The organism is Klebsiella sp. I138 (assembly GCF_051131765.1).
GTDB lineage: Bacteria > Pseudomonadota > Gammaproteobacteria > Enterobacterales > Enterobacteriaceae > Klebsiella.
Genome location: NZ_CP180447.1, coordinates 1533994 through 1547233, shown reverse-complemented (window position 1 = coordinate 1547233; position 13240 = coordinate 1533994). Strand labels below are relative to the sequence as shown.

At 51.6% G+C, this 13240-nt stretch carries 14 protein-coding genes and 3 pseudogenes; 11 read left to right on the top strand and 6 right to left on the bottom strand.

Annotation, left to right across the window (positions count from 1 at the left end; translation table 11 throughout):
* Positions 1-39 precede the first annotated feature (39 nt).
* The 6 genes from ACMYSK_RS07210 (at position 40) to patD (ending at position 7113) form a co-directional block, all read left to right on the top strand.
* Positions 40-1452 carry a PLP-dependent aminotransferase family protein gene (locus ACMYSK_RS07210; RefSeq protein WP_434641381.1) on the top strand — a complete coding sequence of 471 codons (1413 nt, stop codon included), beginning with the start codon at positions 40-42 and terminating at the stop codon, positions 1450-1452.
* A gap of 307 nt (positions 1453-1759) precedes the next feature.
* Positions 1760-2905: a putative ABC transporter substrate-binding protein YdcS gene (gene ydcS, locus ACMYSK_RS07205; RefSeq protein ID WP_434641379.1), complete on the top strand. Its 1146-nt coding sequence runs from the start codon at positions 1760-1762 to the stop codon at positions 2903-2905.
* Between the two features lie 17 nt (positions 2906-2922).
* Entirely contained in the window at positions 2923-3936 is a 1014-nt protein-coding gene (locus tag ACMYSK_RS07200) for an ABC transporter ATP-binding protein (protein ID WP_434641377.1), read from the top strand.
* A 1-nt stretch (position 3937) separates the two neighbouring features.
* On the top strand, positions 3938-4867 hold the full coding sequence (locus ACMYSK_RS07195; RefSeq protein ID WP_434641375.1) for an ABC transporter permease: 930 nt from the start codon (positions 3938-3940) through the stop codon (positions 4865-4867).
* Positions 4857-5666 (top strand): ABC transporter permease, encoded by an 810-nt coding sequence (locus ACMYSK_RS07190; protein ID WP_434641373.1) that lies wholly within the window; start codon positions 4857-4859, stop codon positions 5664-5666. The genes ACMYSK_RS07195 and ACMYSK_RS07190 overlap by 11 nt, the downstream gene beginning before the upstream one ends.
* Before the next feature lie 22 nt (positions 5667-5688).
* Positions 5689-7113, top strand: a complete 1425-nt coding sequence (gene patD, locus ACMYSK_RS07185; protein WP_434641371.1) for an aminobutyraldehyde dehydrogenase — start codon at positions 5689-5691, stop codon at positions 7111-7113.
* 363 nt (positions 7114-7476) lie between these two features.
* Here the strand turns inward: patD and ACMYSK_RS07180 are convergent, their stop codons facing one another.
* Positions 7477-8457, bottom strand: a complete 981-nt coding sequence (locus ACMYSK_RS07180) for a fimbrial protein (RefSeq protein ID WP_434641369.1) — start codon at positions 8455-8457, stop codon at positions 7477-7479.
* A gap of 29 nt (positions 8458-8486) precedes the next feature.
* The gene (locus tag ACMYSK_RS07175; protein ID WP_434641367.1) at positions 8487-8840 is read right to left on the bottom strand and encodes a FimD/PapC C-terminal domain-containing protein; all 354 of its coding nucleotides are present in this window, start codon (positions 8838-8840) and stop codon (positions 8487-8489) included.
* A gap of 297 nt (positions 8841-9137) precedes the next feature.
* Between ACMYSK_RS07175 and ACMYSK_RS07170 the strand changes: the two are divergent.
* Positions 9138-9281, top strand: a pseudogene (locus ACMYSK_RS07170) (IS5/IS1182 family transposase); the annotation flags it as partial.
* Positions 9282-9298: 17 nt separating this feature from the next.
* Here ACMYSK_RS07170 and ACMYSK_RS07165 read toward each other — a convergent pair.
* Positions 9299-9813: pseudogene (locus tag ACMYSK_RS07165) on the bottom strand (transposase); the annotation flags it as partial.
* A 163-nt stretch (positions 9814-9976) separates the two neighbouring features.
* The gene (locus ACMYSK_RS07160) at positions 9977-10258 is read right to left on the bottom strand and encodes a hypothetical protein (RefSeq protein ID WP_434641366.1); all 282 of its coding nucleotides are present in this window, start codon (positions 10256-10258) and stop codon (positions 9977-9979) included.
* Positions 10259-10633: 375 nt separating this feature from the next.
* Between ACMYSK_RS07160 and ACMYSK_RS07155 the strand changes: the two are divergent.
* Together ACMYSK_RS07155 and ACMYSK_RS07150 are read left to right on the top strand one after the other, a co-directional pair.
* A pseudogene (locus ACMYSK_RS07155) lies at positions 10634-10801 on the top strand (DUF2213 domain-containing protein); the annotation flags it as partial.
* Positions 10802-11059: 258 nt separating this feature from the next.
* Complete coding sequence (locus ACMYSK_RS07150; RefSeq protein WP_434641364.1) at positions 11060-11233, top strand: GnsA/GnsB family addiction module toxin; 174 nt, start codon at positions 11060-11062, stop codon at positions 11231-11233.
* Positions 11234-11699: 466 nt separating this feature from the next.
* Here the strand turns inward: ACMYSK_RS07150 and ACMYSK_RS07145 are convergent, their stop codons facing one another.
* A complete protein-coding gene (locus ACMYSK_RS07145) occupies positions 11700-11822 on the bottom strand; it encodes a small membrane protein (RefSeq protein WP_434641363.1) in 123 nt (40 codons plus the stop codon).
* A 591-nt stretch (positions 11823-12413) separates the two neighbouring features.
* Here ACMYSK_RS07145 and ACMYSK_RS07140 point away from each other — a divergent pair.
* Positions 12414-12707 (top strand): hypothetical protein, encoded by a 294-nt coding sequence (locus ACMYSK_RS07140; protein ID WP_434641361.1) that lies wholly within the window; start codon positions 12414-12416, stop codon positions 12705-12707.
* Positions 12708-12756: 49 nt separating this feature from the next.
* Here ACMYSK_RS07140 and yncL read toward each other — a convergent pair whose 3' ends face one another.
* A complete protein-coding gene (yncL, locus tag ACMYSK_RS07135) occupies positions 12757-12852 on the bottom strand; it encodes a stress response membrane protein YncL (RefSeq protein ID WP_064610873.1) in 96 nt (31 codons plus the stop codon).
* Between the two features lie 172 nt (positions 12853-13024).
* Between yncL and ACMYSK_RS07130 the strand changes: the two genes are divergently transcribed.
* A complete protein-coding gene (locus ACMYSK_RS07130) occupies positions 13025-13198 on the top strand; it encodes a GhoT/OrtT family toxin (RefSeq protein WP_434641360.1) in 174 nt (57 codons plus the stop codon).
* Positions 13199-13240 lie beyond the last annotated feature (42 nt).

Sequence of the window (13240 nt, the reverse complement as noted above, 5' to 3'; positions counted from 1 at the left end):
ATATACTATAGGGGCAAACTCAATAGTGCGGAACTTCCTATGAAAAAGTATCAGCAGCTCGCACAGCAGCTGACCGAGCAGATAGCGCTTGGTGTCTGGCAACCCGGTGACAGACTGCCTTCGTTGCGTGAACAGGTGGTGAGCAGCGGGATGAGCTTTATGACCGTTAGTCATGCCTACCAGTTGCTGGAAAGCCAGGGACGGATTATTGCCCGCCCGCAGTCCGGTTACTATGTGGCGCCAAAACCGGTCAAACTGCGCCAGCCGCCCCCGCCAGCGCAGGTGACACGCGATGAGTCGGTGGATATCAATACATACATCTTTGAGGTCCTGCAGGCCAGCCGTCGGGCTTCGATGCTGCCGTTCGCCTCGGCCTTTCCCGATCCGCGACTGTTTCCGCTCCAGCAGCTTAACCGATCCCTGGCACAGGTGAGTAAAACCGCGACCGCCATGAGCGTCATTGAGAATTTGCCGCCGGGCAATGATGAATTGCGTCATGCGATTGCTCGACGCTATGCCTTGCAAGGAATGAATATTTCGCCGGATGAAATCGTTATTACCGCCGGGGCCCTGGAAGCATTGAACCTCAGCCTGCAGGCGGTGACTGAACCGGGCGACTGGGTAGTTGTAGAAAATCCCTGCTTTTACGGAGCGCTACAGGCGCTGGAAAGACTGCGCCTGAAAGCGCTGTCGGTGGCGACGGATGTCAAAGAAGGGATTGATTTAGCCGCGCTGGAGCAGGCGCTACAGAGCTACCCGGTCAAAGCCTGCTGGCTGATGACCAATGGACAAAATCCGCTCGGCTTTACCCTCAGTGCGGCGAAAAAGGCGCAGCTGGTCGAGCTGCTGGCCCGCTATAACGTTGTACTGATTGAGGACGATGTTTACAGCGAACTCTATTTTGGTCGTGAAAAGCCGCTGCCCGCCAAATACTGGGACCGCCAGGAGATGACTTTGCACTGCAGCTCGTTTTCAAAATGTCTGGTACCTGGCTTTCGTATCGGCTGGGTGGCCGCGGGCCGACATGCCCGGCGCATTCAGCAGCTGCAATTAATGAGTACGCTCTCCACCAGTTCACCGATGCAGATGGCGCTGGTCGATTATTTGTCGACCCGGCGCTATGACGCCCACCTGCGCCGCCTGCGCCGCCAGCTTGCCGAGCGCAAACAGCTGGCCTGGCAGGCGCTGCTGCGCCATCTGCCCGCCGAAGTGAAGATTCATCACAGCGACAGCGGCTACTTTTTGTGGCTGGAACTGCCGGAAGGGGCCGATGCCGGTGAGCTGAGCGCCCGGGCATTACGCGATAACATCAGTATCGCACCGGGGAAAATGTTCTCGACCACCGCCAGCTGGACTTCATTTTTCCGCTTTAATACGGCATGGGGCTGGGGGGAAAGAGAAGAGCAAGGGGTTAAACGTCTTGGCGAACTTATTCGTGAGCAGCTGAGTTAAATCTGTGTTTGTTTTATATGCGGCTGAATATCCGCCCGTGAAATAACTAAATATTATTATCAAACCCGGCCGGCTAATATTTTACCGGCCGTAACCATAGGAAATATGCATAGCCGTATCCTGCCCCTAACTCCTTGTCTATAATCCATATTGTTGCCATGTATTTATCGATTTTTGCGGAATGCGCCCCTTGTCACAACCTGAATAAATTTCTCCGGGGGGCGTAAGTGCGCCGTCTATGGTTATTAAGGGAGATATTTTTACGGCACGGCTGCCGCTAATTTTATTGTGACAGGAGTAACACCCAATGAGCAAAAAAATTGCCCGTGGCAGCCTCTATGCGCTGGGTATGGCTATCCTGACCGCGCAGGCCGCTGAGCCGCCGGTTTCGCTGGATAAAGGTGAAGGCCGGCTCGATATTATTGCCTGGCCGGGCTATATCGAGCGCGGCCAGACGGATAAAAACTATGACTGGGTCACCCAATTTGAAAAAGAGAGCGGGTGCCAGGTGAACGTGAAAACCGCAGCGACCTCTGATGAGATGGTCAGTCTGATGACAAAAGGAGGGTATGACCTGGTCACCGCCTCGGGTGACGCCTCGCTGCGCTTAATTATGGGCAAACGCGTACAGCCCATTAATACGGCACTGATTCCCAACTGGTCTACGCTCGACCCCCGTGTTGAAAAAGGCGCCTGGTTTAACGTCGACGGTAAAGTCTACGGCACACCGTACCAGTGGGGGCCAAACCTGCTGATGTACAACACGAAAGTATTCCCGACGCCGCCAGACAGCTGGAACGTGGTCTTCGTGGAGCAAAAGCTCTCCGATGGTAAAAGTAACACCGGGCGTATCCAGGCCTACGACGGTCCTATCTATATTGCCGATGCTGCGCTGTTTGTGAAAGCGACCCAGCCGCAGTTGGGGATCACCGATCCCTATCAGCTGACCGAGGCGCAGTATCAGGCGGTGCTGAAGGTGCTGCGCGATCAGCGCAAGATAATCCACCGCTACTGGCATGACACCACCGTTCAGATGAGCGACTTCAAAAACGAAGGCGTAGTGGCCTCCAGCGCCTGGCCCTACCAGGCCAACGGGTTAAAAGCCGACGGCCAGCCGATAGCTACCGTCTTCCCGAAAGAGGGCGTCACCGGCTGGGCGGACACCACGATGCTGCATAGCGACGCCAAACACCCGGTATGTGCCTATAAGTGGATGAACTGGTCGCTGACGCCGAAGGTCCAGGGCGATGTTGCCGCGTGGTTTGGTTCATTACCGGTGGTGCCGCAAGGCTGCAAGGCCAGCACGCTGTTGGGCGACAAAGGCTGTGAAACCAATGGTTACAACGAGTTCTCAAAAATCGCATTCTGGAAAACACCGGTTGCCAAAGGGGGGAAATACGTGCCTTACAGCCGCTGGACGCAGGACTATATCGCGATTATGGGTAATCAGTAACCGGCCGGAGGCGCAATATGACGTACGCGGTAGAGTTTCATAATGTCTCTCGTTTCTACGGCGACGTGCGCGCGGTGGATGGCGTCAACATGGGTATCCGTGATGGCGAGTTTTTCTCCATGCTGGGGCCGTCCGGCTCCGGCAAAACCACCTGTCTGCGGCTGATAGCCGGGTTCGAGGCGCTTTCCGGCGGGGCGATATCTATTTTCGGCCACAAGGCCAGCGAGCTACCGCCCTGGCAGCGCGATGTGAATACCGTTTTTCAGGACTATGCGCTGTTTCCCCATATGTCGATACTCGATAACGTCGCCTACGGGCTGATGGTTAAAGGTATGGGGAAAAAGGATCGCCATTTTCGGGCGCAGGAGGCGCTTGAAAAGGTGGCGTTAGGGTTTGTCCATACCCGTAAGCCGTCGCAGCTTTCCGGCGGACAGCGGCAGCGGGTGGCGATTGCCCGCGCGCTGGTGAATGAGCCTCGGGTGCTGCTGCTCGATGAACCGCTTGGCGCGCTGGACTTAAAATTGCGTGAGCAGATGCAGGTGGAACTGAAAAAGCTCCAGCAGGCACTGGGGATCACCTTTATCTTTGTCACCCACGATCAGGGTGAAGCCTTGTCGATGTCTGACCGGGTGGCGGTCTTTAATAACGGCCGCATCGAGCAGATTGATGCGCCACACGACCTGTATCTACGCCCCAAAACGGCCTTTGTTGCCGGCTTCGTCGGTACCGCTAACGTGTTTGATAGCGAGCTTGCTGCCCGTCTGTGCGGGATGCGAGGCGTTTGGTCGCTGCGCCCGGAGCATATTCGCCTGAACAGCGGCGGAGAGGTGCAGGTTCAGGGCGTGGTGCAGGCCGTCCAGTATCAGGGCGCGGCTACGCGCATCGAACTGAAACTGGCGGATGGCGATAAGCTACTGGTCAGCCAGGCGAACAGCGATGGCGGTATCGCTTCAAGTGCGCCCCAGCCCGGACAGACGGTACTGGCGTCGTGGTCACGCGCGGCGATGGTGCCTTTGGAACAAGGGGGCTGAGATGACGATGGTCATTCCACGCGCGCCGTCCGGGCGCCTGTCCGGACTCTTCTGGCGCAGGCCATCGCTGGGCCTGTTTTTGCTGTTGCTTGGCCCGTTGATGTGGTTCGGCATTGTCTATCTGGGGTCGCTGCTGACGTTGCTTTGGCAAAGCGTTTATACCTTTGATGATTTTACGATGTCGGTGACCACGGACCTGACGCTCGCCAACCTGAAGGCGCTGTTTAACCCGGCAAACTACGACATTATTATCCGCACGCTGGTGATGGCTCTATCGGTGACGATTGCCAGCGCCGTGCTGGCGCTGCCGATGTCGTGGTATATGGCCCGCTATACCCGCGGCAAAATGAAAGCCTTCTTCTATATTGCCGTCATGCTGCCGATGTGGGCGAGCTATATCGTTAAGGCTTACGCCTGGACGCTGCTGCTGGCAAAAGATGGCGTGGCACAGTGGTTCCTGGGGCATCTGGGGCTGGAGGGCATACTGAACCTGGTGCTGACGATTCCCGCAGTAGGCGGAAATACGCTGTCGACCTCTGGTCTGGGGCGTTTTCTGGTGTTTGTCTATATCTGGCTGCCGTTTATGATCCTGCCGGTGCAGGCGGCGCTGGAACGCCTGCCGCCGTCGCTGCTGCAGGCCTCCGCCGATCTGGGTGCCCGCCCGCGGCAGACCTTCCGCTATGTGGTATTACCTCTGGCAATCCCCGGTATTGCCGCCGGTTCTATTTTTACCTTCTCCCTGACGCTGGGGGACTTTATCGTGCCCCAGCTGGTGGGGCCGCCCGGCTTCTTTATCGGCAACATGGTCTATTCCCAGCAGGGGGCTATCGGCAATATGCCGATGGCGGCTGCGTTTACCCTGGTGCCGATTGTCCTGATCGCCCTTTATCTGGCGTTTGTGAAACGTCTGGGAGCGTTTGATGCACTCTGAACGCGCACCGCTGTTCCTGAAAGTGGCAACCTGGGGCGGGGTTATCTTTCTCCATTTCCCGTTGGTGATTATCGCGCTGTATGCGTTTAATACCGAAGATGCCGCCTTTAGTTTTCCGCCTCAGGGCCTGACTCTCCGCTGGTTCAGCGAGGCTGCCGGGCGCAGCGATATTATCGAAGCCGTGACGTTGTCACTTAAAATTGCCGCCATGTCGACGGCTATCGCACTGGTACTTGGCACGCTGGCTGCAGGCGCATTATGGCGCAGCACGTTTTTTGGTAAGAGCGCGGTGTCGTTACTCCTACTGTTGCCGATTGCGCTGCCGGGAATTATCACCGGGCTGGCGTTGCTGACGGCTTTTAACGCCATCAATCTTGAGCCAGGCCTGCTTACTATCGTGGTAGGTCATGCCACGTTTTGCGTGGTGGTGGTTTTTAACAACGTTATTGCGCGTTTTCGCCGGACTTCGTGGAGTCTGGTGGAGGCCTCTATGGATTTAGGCGCAACGGGCTGGCAGACCTTTCGCTATGTAGTGCTCCCGAATCTGGGATCGGCGATGCTGGCCGGGGGAATGCTGGCGTTCGCCTTATCGTTTGATGAAATTATCGTAACCACCTTTACCGCCGGGCATGAACGTACGCTGCCGCTGTGGCTGCTGAATCAGCTGGGCCGCCCGCGCGATGTACCGATAACCAACGTGGTTGCGCTGCTGGTGATGCTGGTAACGACGATACCGATTTTGGGAGCCTGGTGGCTAACCCGTGACGGTGACATAAACAACGCTGAAAACGGCAAATAATATCTATCTACAGGATAATGCTATGCAACATAACCTTTTGATTAACGGTGAGTTAGTGGCGGGTGAAGGCGAGATGGTGCCGGTATTCAATCCTGCTAATGGCGAAGTTATTCTGGAAATTGCGGAGGCCACGGAGGCCCAGGTGAATGCGGCCGTTGAGGCTGCCGATCGGGCCTTTGTCAGCTGGAGCCAGACGACGCCGAAAACCCGGGCTGACTACCTGTTAAAGCTGGCAGAGACGATTACCGATCACGCTAAAACGCTGGCGAAGCTGGAATCCTTAAACTGCGGTAAGCCGCTGCACTGCGTGATAAATGACGAACTGCCCGCTGTCGCCGATGTGTTTCGCTTTTTCGCCGGGGCGGCGCGCTGCTTGCCGGGCATGGCAGCCGGTGAATACCTGGAAGGCCACACTTCGATGATCCGCCGGGATCCGGTTGGCGTGGTCGCCTCTATCGCCCCGTGGAACTATCCGTTAATGATGGCGGCGTGGAAGCTGGCGCCGGCGCTGGCGGCCGGTAACTGCGTGGTGATAAAACCGTCGGAAATCACGCCGCTGACGGCGTTGAAACTGGCCGAACTGGCCAGGGATATTTTCCCGGCAGGGGTTCTGAATGTGCTGTTCGGTCGGGGGAAAACCGTCGGGGACCCGCTGACCGGTCACCCGAAAGTACGTATGGTGTCGCTGACCGGATCGATTGCCACCGGCGCACATATTATCGGTCATACGGCCTCCTCGGTAAAACGCACGCACATGGAACTGGGCGGAAAAGCGCCGGTGATCGTGTTTGACGATGCGGATATTGATGCGGTGGTAGAAGGGGTGAAGACCTTCGGTTTTTACAACGCCGGTCAGGATTGTACCGCCGCCTGTCGTATCTATGCTCAACAGGGTGTCTACGACCAACTGGTGGAGCGCCTGGGCGCCGCCGTTGCCAGTCTGAAAATGGGCCCGCCGGACGACTCGTCCACCGAACTGGGGCCGCTGAGTTCACAGGCGCACCTGGAGAGGGTCAGTGCCGCCGTTGAGGCCGCGCGTGCGTTGCCGCATATTCAGGTGGTGACCGGTGGAAGCCGGGCGGAGGGCAAGGGGTATTTCTATCAGCCGACGCTGCTGGCAGGCGCACAGCAAGATGATGATATTGTGCAGCGGGAAGTCTTTGGCCCGGTGGTCAGCGTCACGTCATTCAGCGATGAAGATCAGGTGCTGGAATGGGCCAATGATTCCCAGTACGGACTGGCTTCATCGGTTTGGACCCGCGATGTGGGCCGCGCTCATCGTCTGAGCGCGCGCTTACAGTACGGCTGCACCTGGGTGAATACCCACTTTATGCTGGTCAGTGAGATGCCACACGGCGGGCAGAAGCTCTCCGGCTATGGGAAGGACATGTCAATGTATGGTCTGGAAGACTATACCGTCGTGCGCCATGTGATGATAAAGCACTGATAAAGTGATAAGTGGCTGTAATGTATAATTATTACAATACAGCCATTTTCTTATGGGGCATCTGTGGGGCATTAAAGTCAAAATTCTGGTTGAGCAGAGCGATTTGATTACCGTTTCGGTCAGATATTCATTTTCCGCAAACATTAAAATCGAACGGGACAAATTCAACACTCCGGTTATTTACCTACATATGATACCTGTTTTTAATTGCAAGACGTTTCGCTGAATAGCAAAATCCTGAAATCTGCCCATGCTGATCTCTTGCCACGGCATTGACTCGGTTCTTTTGCCCCGCCAAAGGTCCCGTATCCCCGACGTAAACACCTCGGGGCACGGATACTCTGGCAACGCGGTATGAATTGCTTACTGGTAGCTAAAGGTAAATGTGGTCGAGGAGGTAACATCGCCACTCTGTATATTCGCTCCGCCGTTATAGTAATAATGCGCTTTGAAAGGCAACGTCTCTGCATTTGTTGCATCAGCAACCGCCAGGAAGGTCTGCCCCAGAGTGACGGGATTATCGCCATACATCATCTGTATGCCGACTGAGTTACCCGCAGCATCTGTATCGGTGCTCTGATTCGCCAGCACATCGCCATGCCCTGCCATGGTGGCACCTTCAAACTTCATCGAGACTTTGGTCTCTGGCGTGCAGCTGAGTCCGATATTGAAGTCTTTCCCGTCAGGATACCTACCGGCATTGTTTTTTAACGCCGTGGTTTTGACATCTAATAATGTGACGGTCTGGTTGGGGTTGGTTACTGAGCATCCTTTTTCAGGTACGATTTTGAGAGAAGAATTAATTGACAAGTTAGAATACATTACCAGTTGATCGCCTGCCCGTGCCGTGACGAAAGGAGAGGGAAAAGAAATATTTCCTCGCCCAATATCACTAGCTGTGGCATAAAACTGCACCCTCATATATGCTGTAGACCCAAGAAAACCACCGCTATCATAATGCGAATACCAATATACTGGAGAATTACCAACAATAGTATTTCCACTACCTCCTTGGCCTACAAAAGTACTCCAGACCTTTACACCGACACCGCGAATATTTGTTTCGTATATACCAGCAAAAGGCGATGGTGTTTGAGTACTGGAAAAAACCAAATATAAAGGAGGTTTTCCGCTACAGGAAGTAACGTATCCGTTAGTACCGCTAGCCGACAATAAATATGAGCCCCCAATGGCATCACCAGGCTCAACAGTACGAGGTACCGTAATTGTTCCTGACAGAGTTGCACTGTCATAACCTACACGTGAAACGTTGCATACAACGGCCTGAGACACACCCGGTGCCAATAAAAACAACAACGCCATCCATTTAATTATACGCATCATGATATCCTTAAATTATAAACACTGCGCCGTCAGGCTGCGTATTCCCGAAGCCATCGTCTCATCAGGCAAACGAAATGCCGCACGGCACTGCTGCCCGGCCCCTTTACCCAGCGGACATCCAACTCGCCCTGCGGCGCCAGGCCTGTCAGATAGACCTGACCACCGTCACCAACGATGTAACCCTGCTCCTCACGGTTCCCCGCCAGCGTCACAGCCGCACCAAACGGCACCGCCTGACCATCGGCGCGGTTCAGTACCATCAGCGCCCTGATTCCGACGCTGGTCTGGTAGCTCACCTTCACCGCCGCACCCCAAGTCGGGACCACCGTCTGCGGCACCATCGCCACCGTGCATTGAGTATTAAAAATTTTAATATTTAGCACCGAGATAATAGCCAACCAGCCCAAGGACTTTAATTAAAATTATATTTTGTCTTTTCAATCAGCACATTCACCCGCTCTAACCTCAAAAAAACCGTCACATCTGCACAAACACATTGAGCTGCAGTAAAAAATACAAAATGACGATCAGGCATGAATGTCAGAGAACTCAAACACAAAAGAAAAAATAATCATAACGTCAGAAAAACACATCATATTTCACCAACCATCACATCCCTCCACCATCGATCTAAGATAACTTCAAATAATTATATTTTTAATTAAAAGAATGACAGGCAGCAGATGGCGGATACGCTCGATGCCCTTCAGACGGGGCGTCCGGGACAAAAACTCAGACTCTGCCTGGACAAAGGCTACGAAGCAGGCTGGCTGAAAACGTATCTACAGAGCTACCGCTACGAGCCGCATATCCAGTCCCGTAAAGGTTTCGGAAGACGGTCAATGCGGTGAACGCGTTTATGGATCCAGGCCTTACCCTGCCTGTGTAGCAACTGGAAGAGCGTCTTAAAACCGTAGTGCGGATAGCGCTCTGCCAGCTCAGTCAGCACCTGGATCACCGGTTCATCGCGCCGGGTATCGGGCTGGTAAAAATACACTGCCTTGCTCAGTGATAATGTCCTGCAGGCCTGGCGTAAACTCATGGCAAATTGCGCCGTCAGATAGCTGAAGTTCACGCTTTATCGTTGGTTTTAAAGCTTTTTTCGATAACGTCTTTCAGGGCCCGGCATTTAAGACTGAGATCGGCAAACATCTGTTTGAGACGACGATTTTCGTCCTCAAGATCTTTTATCTTTTTGATATCAGAAGCTTCCATACTGCCAGACTTCGCTTTCCAGTTGTAATAACTGGCTTCTGAGATACAGGCTTCACGGCAGACATCCTTAACGGTACGTCCGGCTTCGGCGGACTTCAGAACGGCAATGATCTGGTGTTCGGTGAATCGGGCTTTACGCATGGTGATCTTCTCAGAGGACATAATCAGTATGTCGGAAGATCCCTAAAGGTGAATGGTGCGGATTGCAGAGATGCTTATACCAGAGGTGGCTCTCTAATGGGACAAAGTATAATTATCAGAGCTGCATAAGGTTGCTAGTTAATAGAAGTAAAAGAATATTCCATTAATCTGGATGTTGAGTAGTGTCGATTCCAAGTTTCTTATAAAGGCGTTCTGCGCCGTCGGTATGCCCAAGGAAATCGATAAGGTCACTCACTGATTTATTTTCAATAACTCGATAAACAATCAAGATGTTGCTGGAGTTTGTTATTGCTACAAACCAGTTTCCACTTTGTGTATCGTAAATTGCCGTGGTCACACTTTGTTCAGTATCATCTGCAACAAATTGACCAATAAACGATACGTCAGGCCCGTCTGATGTCTTAAATGTGATTGTATTCATCATAATTCCTACCCAAGAGATAGTTGTTCACCAGGAGAAAACCAGGCATGTCATGCCACATGATGCATTGCTGGTTTCACTAAATAATAGCTACAGCTACTCAAGTTGCTTTTTTTTTGTTGTAACTCAGCAAGAGAAGGAAAAGGCTGTGTCAACTGAACGTCGGCCATTCCATCCATAGCTCTGAAAACGTCCACCCATACATCGCTATCATCCGGCAAATGAGGTCGATGTGACCTCGAATTCTGCGCACTGGTAGAGCAGGAGCTCTGCCAGGCCAATGCCGGGCGGTTAATCTACGACATGTCGCCGCAGGAGCTGGCTGACCTGCTAAACATTGTTCAGACCATCCTGGACGATTACCTGGTGGATGGTGACGACCCGATTCACCTTTCTACCGGGCTGCTCACCAACAAAGAGAAAAAGTCCGGTGAGTCGATGGACAGGAAGCATTCGTGGATCGCTCGCAACATGCAGTTCGACCATATCGCTATCTTGCTGGACGAACCGAGTGCCGGTACGCCTGAAGAGGGCGCCGGCATGTTCGGTAAAGGCCATAATACACCTCTTATGATGAGCCATGTCTGCTCCTGACGAGCAACGCCCAGCACCGCAGGAGGGCGCCTTAGTCATTCGCATCATTGGCCATTAATCAAAGAGTTCAGGACGAATGCAATAAAGAGGTTTCGAATAGAACTTCAATGAGGATAACCTTTTATTTATAATAGGTTAGGGTTGCCTTTTCGATAAGGCATGACAACCCCATTGCCGGACGACATCGTGATATTCAAGGAGAATTGACCAATGAAAAGCGAAGAGCTGACTCGGAAAGCTGAAGAAGAGATCTCGGCGCTGATTAGTAAAAAAGTCGCAGAACTGCGCAAGAAAACGGGTAAAGAAGTCTCTGAGATCGAATTTATACCTCATGAAACCATGTCGGGACTTGACGGGTACGACGTCAGGATAAAGCTGATGTGAAAGATCAAAGGTCGCCAGGGCGACCTTTTTTTATGGCTTGTTACGGATGAGATAATCACGCATTGCGTGCATTAGTCTGCTAATAATCACAATGGCAGTTATTGTTAAAACAAATGGGTAAAAATATGAGAGTATTCTTATGCCCCTTCAAGAGCTAAGCCAGAATGAGTGCCGGAGATAAGCGCCGGGTGGGGCGCGTAACATGCCGTTCAACGCGGACAGACAGAGAAGCGGTGTTGATTAATTATTCACCGCAAACGGCAAAGCACATTAAACCCCTGTATTGAATACAGGGGTTTTTTGTTTGCGTCCGTACTTACCCGGTCAGATGCCGCCGGCAAAAGAGGACCTACGCGGTTGAAACAATTTATTCCCATGGAAATCGTGGTGTTATTTCCTGCGGCGAAACGTCGCCATGACAAAAAATTTCTGTCATGGCTGCACGATTTGCGAGTAACGCGTGGAACTATCGCTTTGATTTTTTAGTCGGCAGGCTAGACTGGCGACGGTCGCGAATGTAAGACACCAGATTATACGCTGCAATTACCAGGAGTATAAATGCCACAATTAGCACAATAATTCCGGACATGAACCACCCCAAAATAAAATGAGAAAAAACAAAAGACAGGAATAATATGAAGTGACGAATGTAATTTCTAACGAGCAATAACGCAAACGGTATTTGCATGAGAAGGCGTCGAATAGCACTGTTGAAAATACAGGTCATGCTTATAAACGTTATAAAAAACAATGAATTATGTGCCATTTTATTACTTGCACAAAGATTGCGTATTTAATGATTTTCGCATTTTTAGTCAATGGCTAAGCGTTTTTTCATTTCTTATACTTAATTCTTCGTAGCGTATATTCAGTTTTTTTAGGTTTATTCTTATACACTCTTTTTATTTTGCATCGTGTGCTGGCATCACCTGGTAAGACCGCAAACATTAATTTCATTTTTTATTTAACAGCATCAGATTTTATTCCTGGAGAGTTAAAGGTGATAAATCATCCAGCTCACGCAATAACTTGTTGAAGTTAAAATGGGTCGTGACAGCTTACCGCGAGGCGATTTTTTATTATGCACAAGGAATGTAGATGGCATGTTATGAAATCACCCTTGATTCACTCTCTCTAAGGGGTAAAAGAGGGTTTGTGGTTTGACTTTACAGGCGGGCTCATGCGAACATTTGTCATAATTTGTTACTTTGACGTTGATCTTGTTTTGAAAAAATTAGCATTCTTTCTGTCGATGGCCTGCGCCACGACAATTCTCTATGGCAATTTACCTGCCCAGCGTATTAGCGGTTGTGAAAAACAGGGTGCCAGCGAACCCGTCTGCATAGCTGCTGAGTGGGATAGTGAAAAAATTAATCTACTGCCGGCTTACAACCCTGAGAATCTCAAGGCCATTGCGGTGAGACAGGCCCTGAGCCATACCGGCGCGGATAAGAGCGCCCCGATTAAATCGTAAAAAAGCAGCCCGCAGAGGCTGCTTTTTTAGGTTTCTTTGCTGAAAATAATCAGTAAAACCAACCAAAACGAACAGATAACAGGCTGATAAGCGCGAAAGCTACGCCGACATTAATCAGAATTACGGTTTTGCTGGAAACATCCATAACGCCACCTTTATGAGTAAGCCTCTACAGGTATAGTACGAGGCGAAAAGAAGTGCTATCAGACAAGGCTGAATTGGTTGTTTTCTGCGGATTAATCACGTTATTCATTGTGTGATTTTGCAGGCAGTGGCGTACCCTGAGTGCGGGCTTATCAGGGAAGGAATAAGTAAGAATGACCCTCTACCAAAAAATGCTGTTTTTTTACGCAATTATGGGATGTATTTGCGCAATAATTAGCTGGTTCTTAACAAAAGAAAGCCGTTTGATTCGCCTGCTGGCCGCGCTGCTAATCGGCGCCACCTGGCCGTTTAGTTTTCCGATGGCGCTGCTGGTTTCTTTGTTCTGATATCATAAAGTCGTTGGCAACCGTGAAAATAAAGCTGTATAA

What these genes read in the sequence shown, in the direction of transcription:
- ACMYSK_RS07195 (WP_434641375.1), top strand. Translation starts at nt 3,938, where the DNA reads ATGACGATGGTCATTCCACGCGCGCCGTCCGGGCGCCTGTCCGGACTC.
- ACMYSK_RS07200 (WP_434641377.1), top strand. Translation starts at nt 2,923, where the DNA reads ATGACGTACGCGGTAGAGTTTCATAATGTCTCTCGTTTCTACGGCGAC.
- ACMYSK_RS07180 (WP_434641369.1), bottom strand. Translation starts at nt 8,457, where the DNA reads ATGATGCGTATAATTAAATGGATGGCGTTGTTGTTTTTATTGGCACCG.
- yncL (WP_064610873.1), bottom strand. Translation starts at nt 12,852, where the DNA reads ATGGATGTTTCCAGCAAAACCGTAATTCTGATTAATGTCGGCGTAGCT.
- ACMYSK_RS07210 (WP_434641381.1), top strand. Translation starts at nt 40, where the DNA reads ATGAAAAAGTATCAGCAGCTCGCACAGCAGCTGACCGAGCAGATAGCG.
- patD (WP_434641371.1), top strand. Translation starts at nt 5,689, where the DNA reads ATGCAACATAACCTTTTGATTAACGGTGAGTTAGTGGCGGGTGAAGGC.
- ACMYSK_RS07130 (WP_434641360.1), top strand. Translation starts at nt 13,025, where the DNA reads ATGACCCTCTACCAAAAAATGCTGTTTTTTTACGCAATTATGGGATGT.
- ACMYSK_RS07145 (WP_434641363.1), bottom strand. Translation starts at nt 11,822, where the DNA reads ATGTCCGGAATTATTGTGCTAATTGTGGCATTTATACTCCTGGTAATT.
- ACMYSK_RS07140 (WP_434641361.1), top strand. Translation starts at nt 12,414, where the DNA reads ATGCGAACATTTGTCATAATTTGTTACTTTGACGTTGATCTTGTTTTG.
- ACMYSK_RS07150 (WP_434641364.1), top strand. Translation starts at nt 11,060, where the DNA reads ATGAAAAGCGAAGAGCTGACTCGGAAAGCTGAAGAAGAGATCTCGGCG.
- ydcS (WP_434641379.1), top strand. Translation starts at nt 1,760, where the DNA reads ATGAGCAAAAAAATTGCCCGTGGCAGCCTCTATGCGCTGGGTATGGCT.
- ACMYSK_RS07160 (WP_434641366.1), bottom strand. Translation starts at nt 10,258, where the DNA reads ATGATGAATACAATCACATTTAAGACATCAGACGGGCCTGACGTATCG.
- ACMYSK_RS07190 (WP_434641373.1), top strand. Translation starts at nt 4,857, where the DNA reads ATGCACTCTGAACGCGCACCGCTGTTCCTGAAAGTGGCAACCTGGGGC.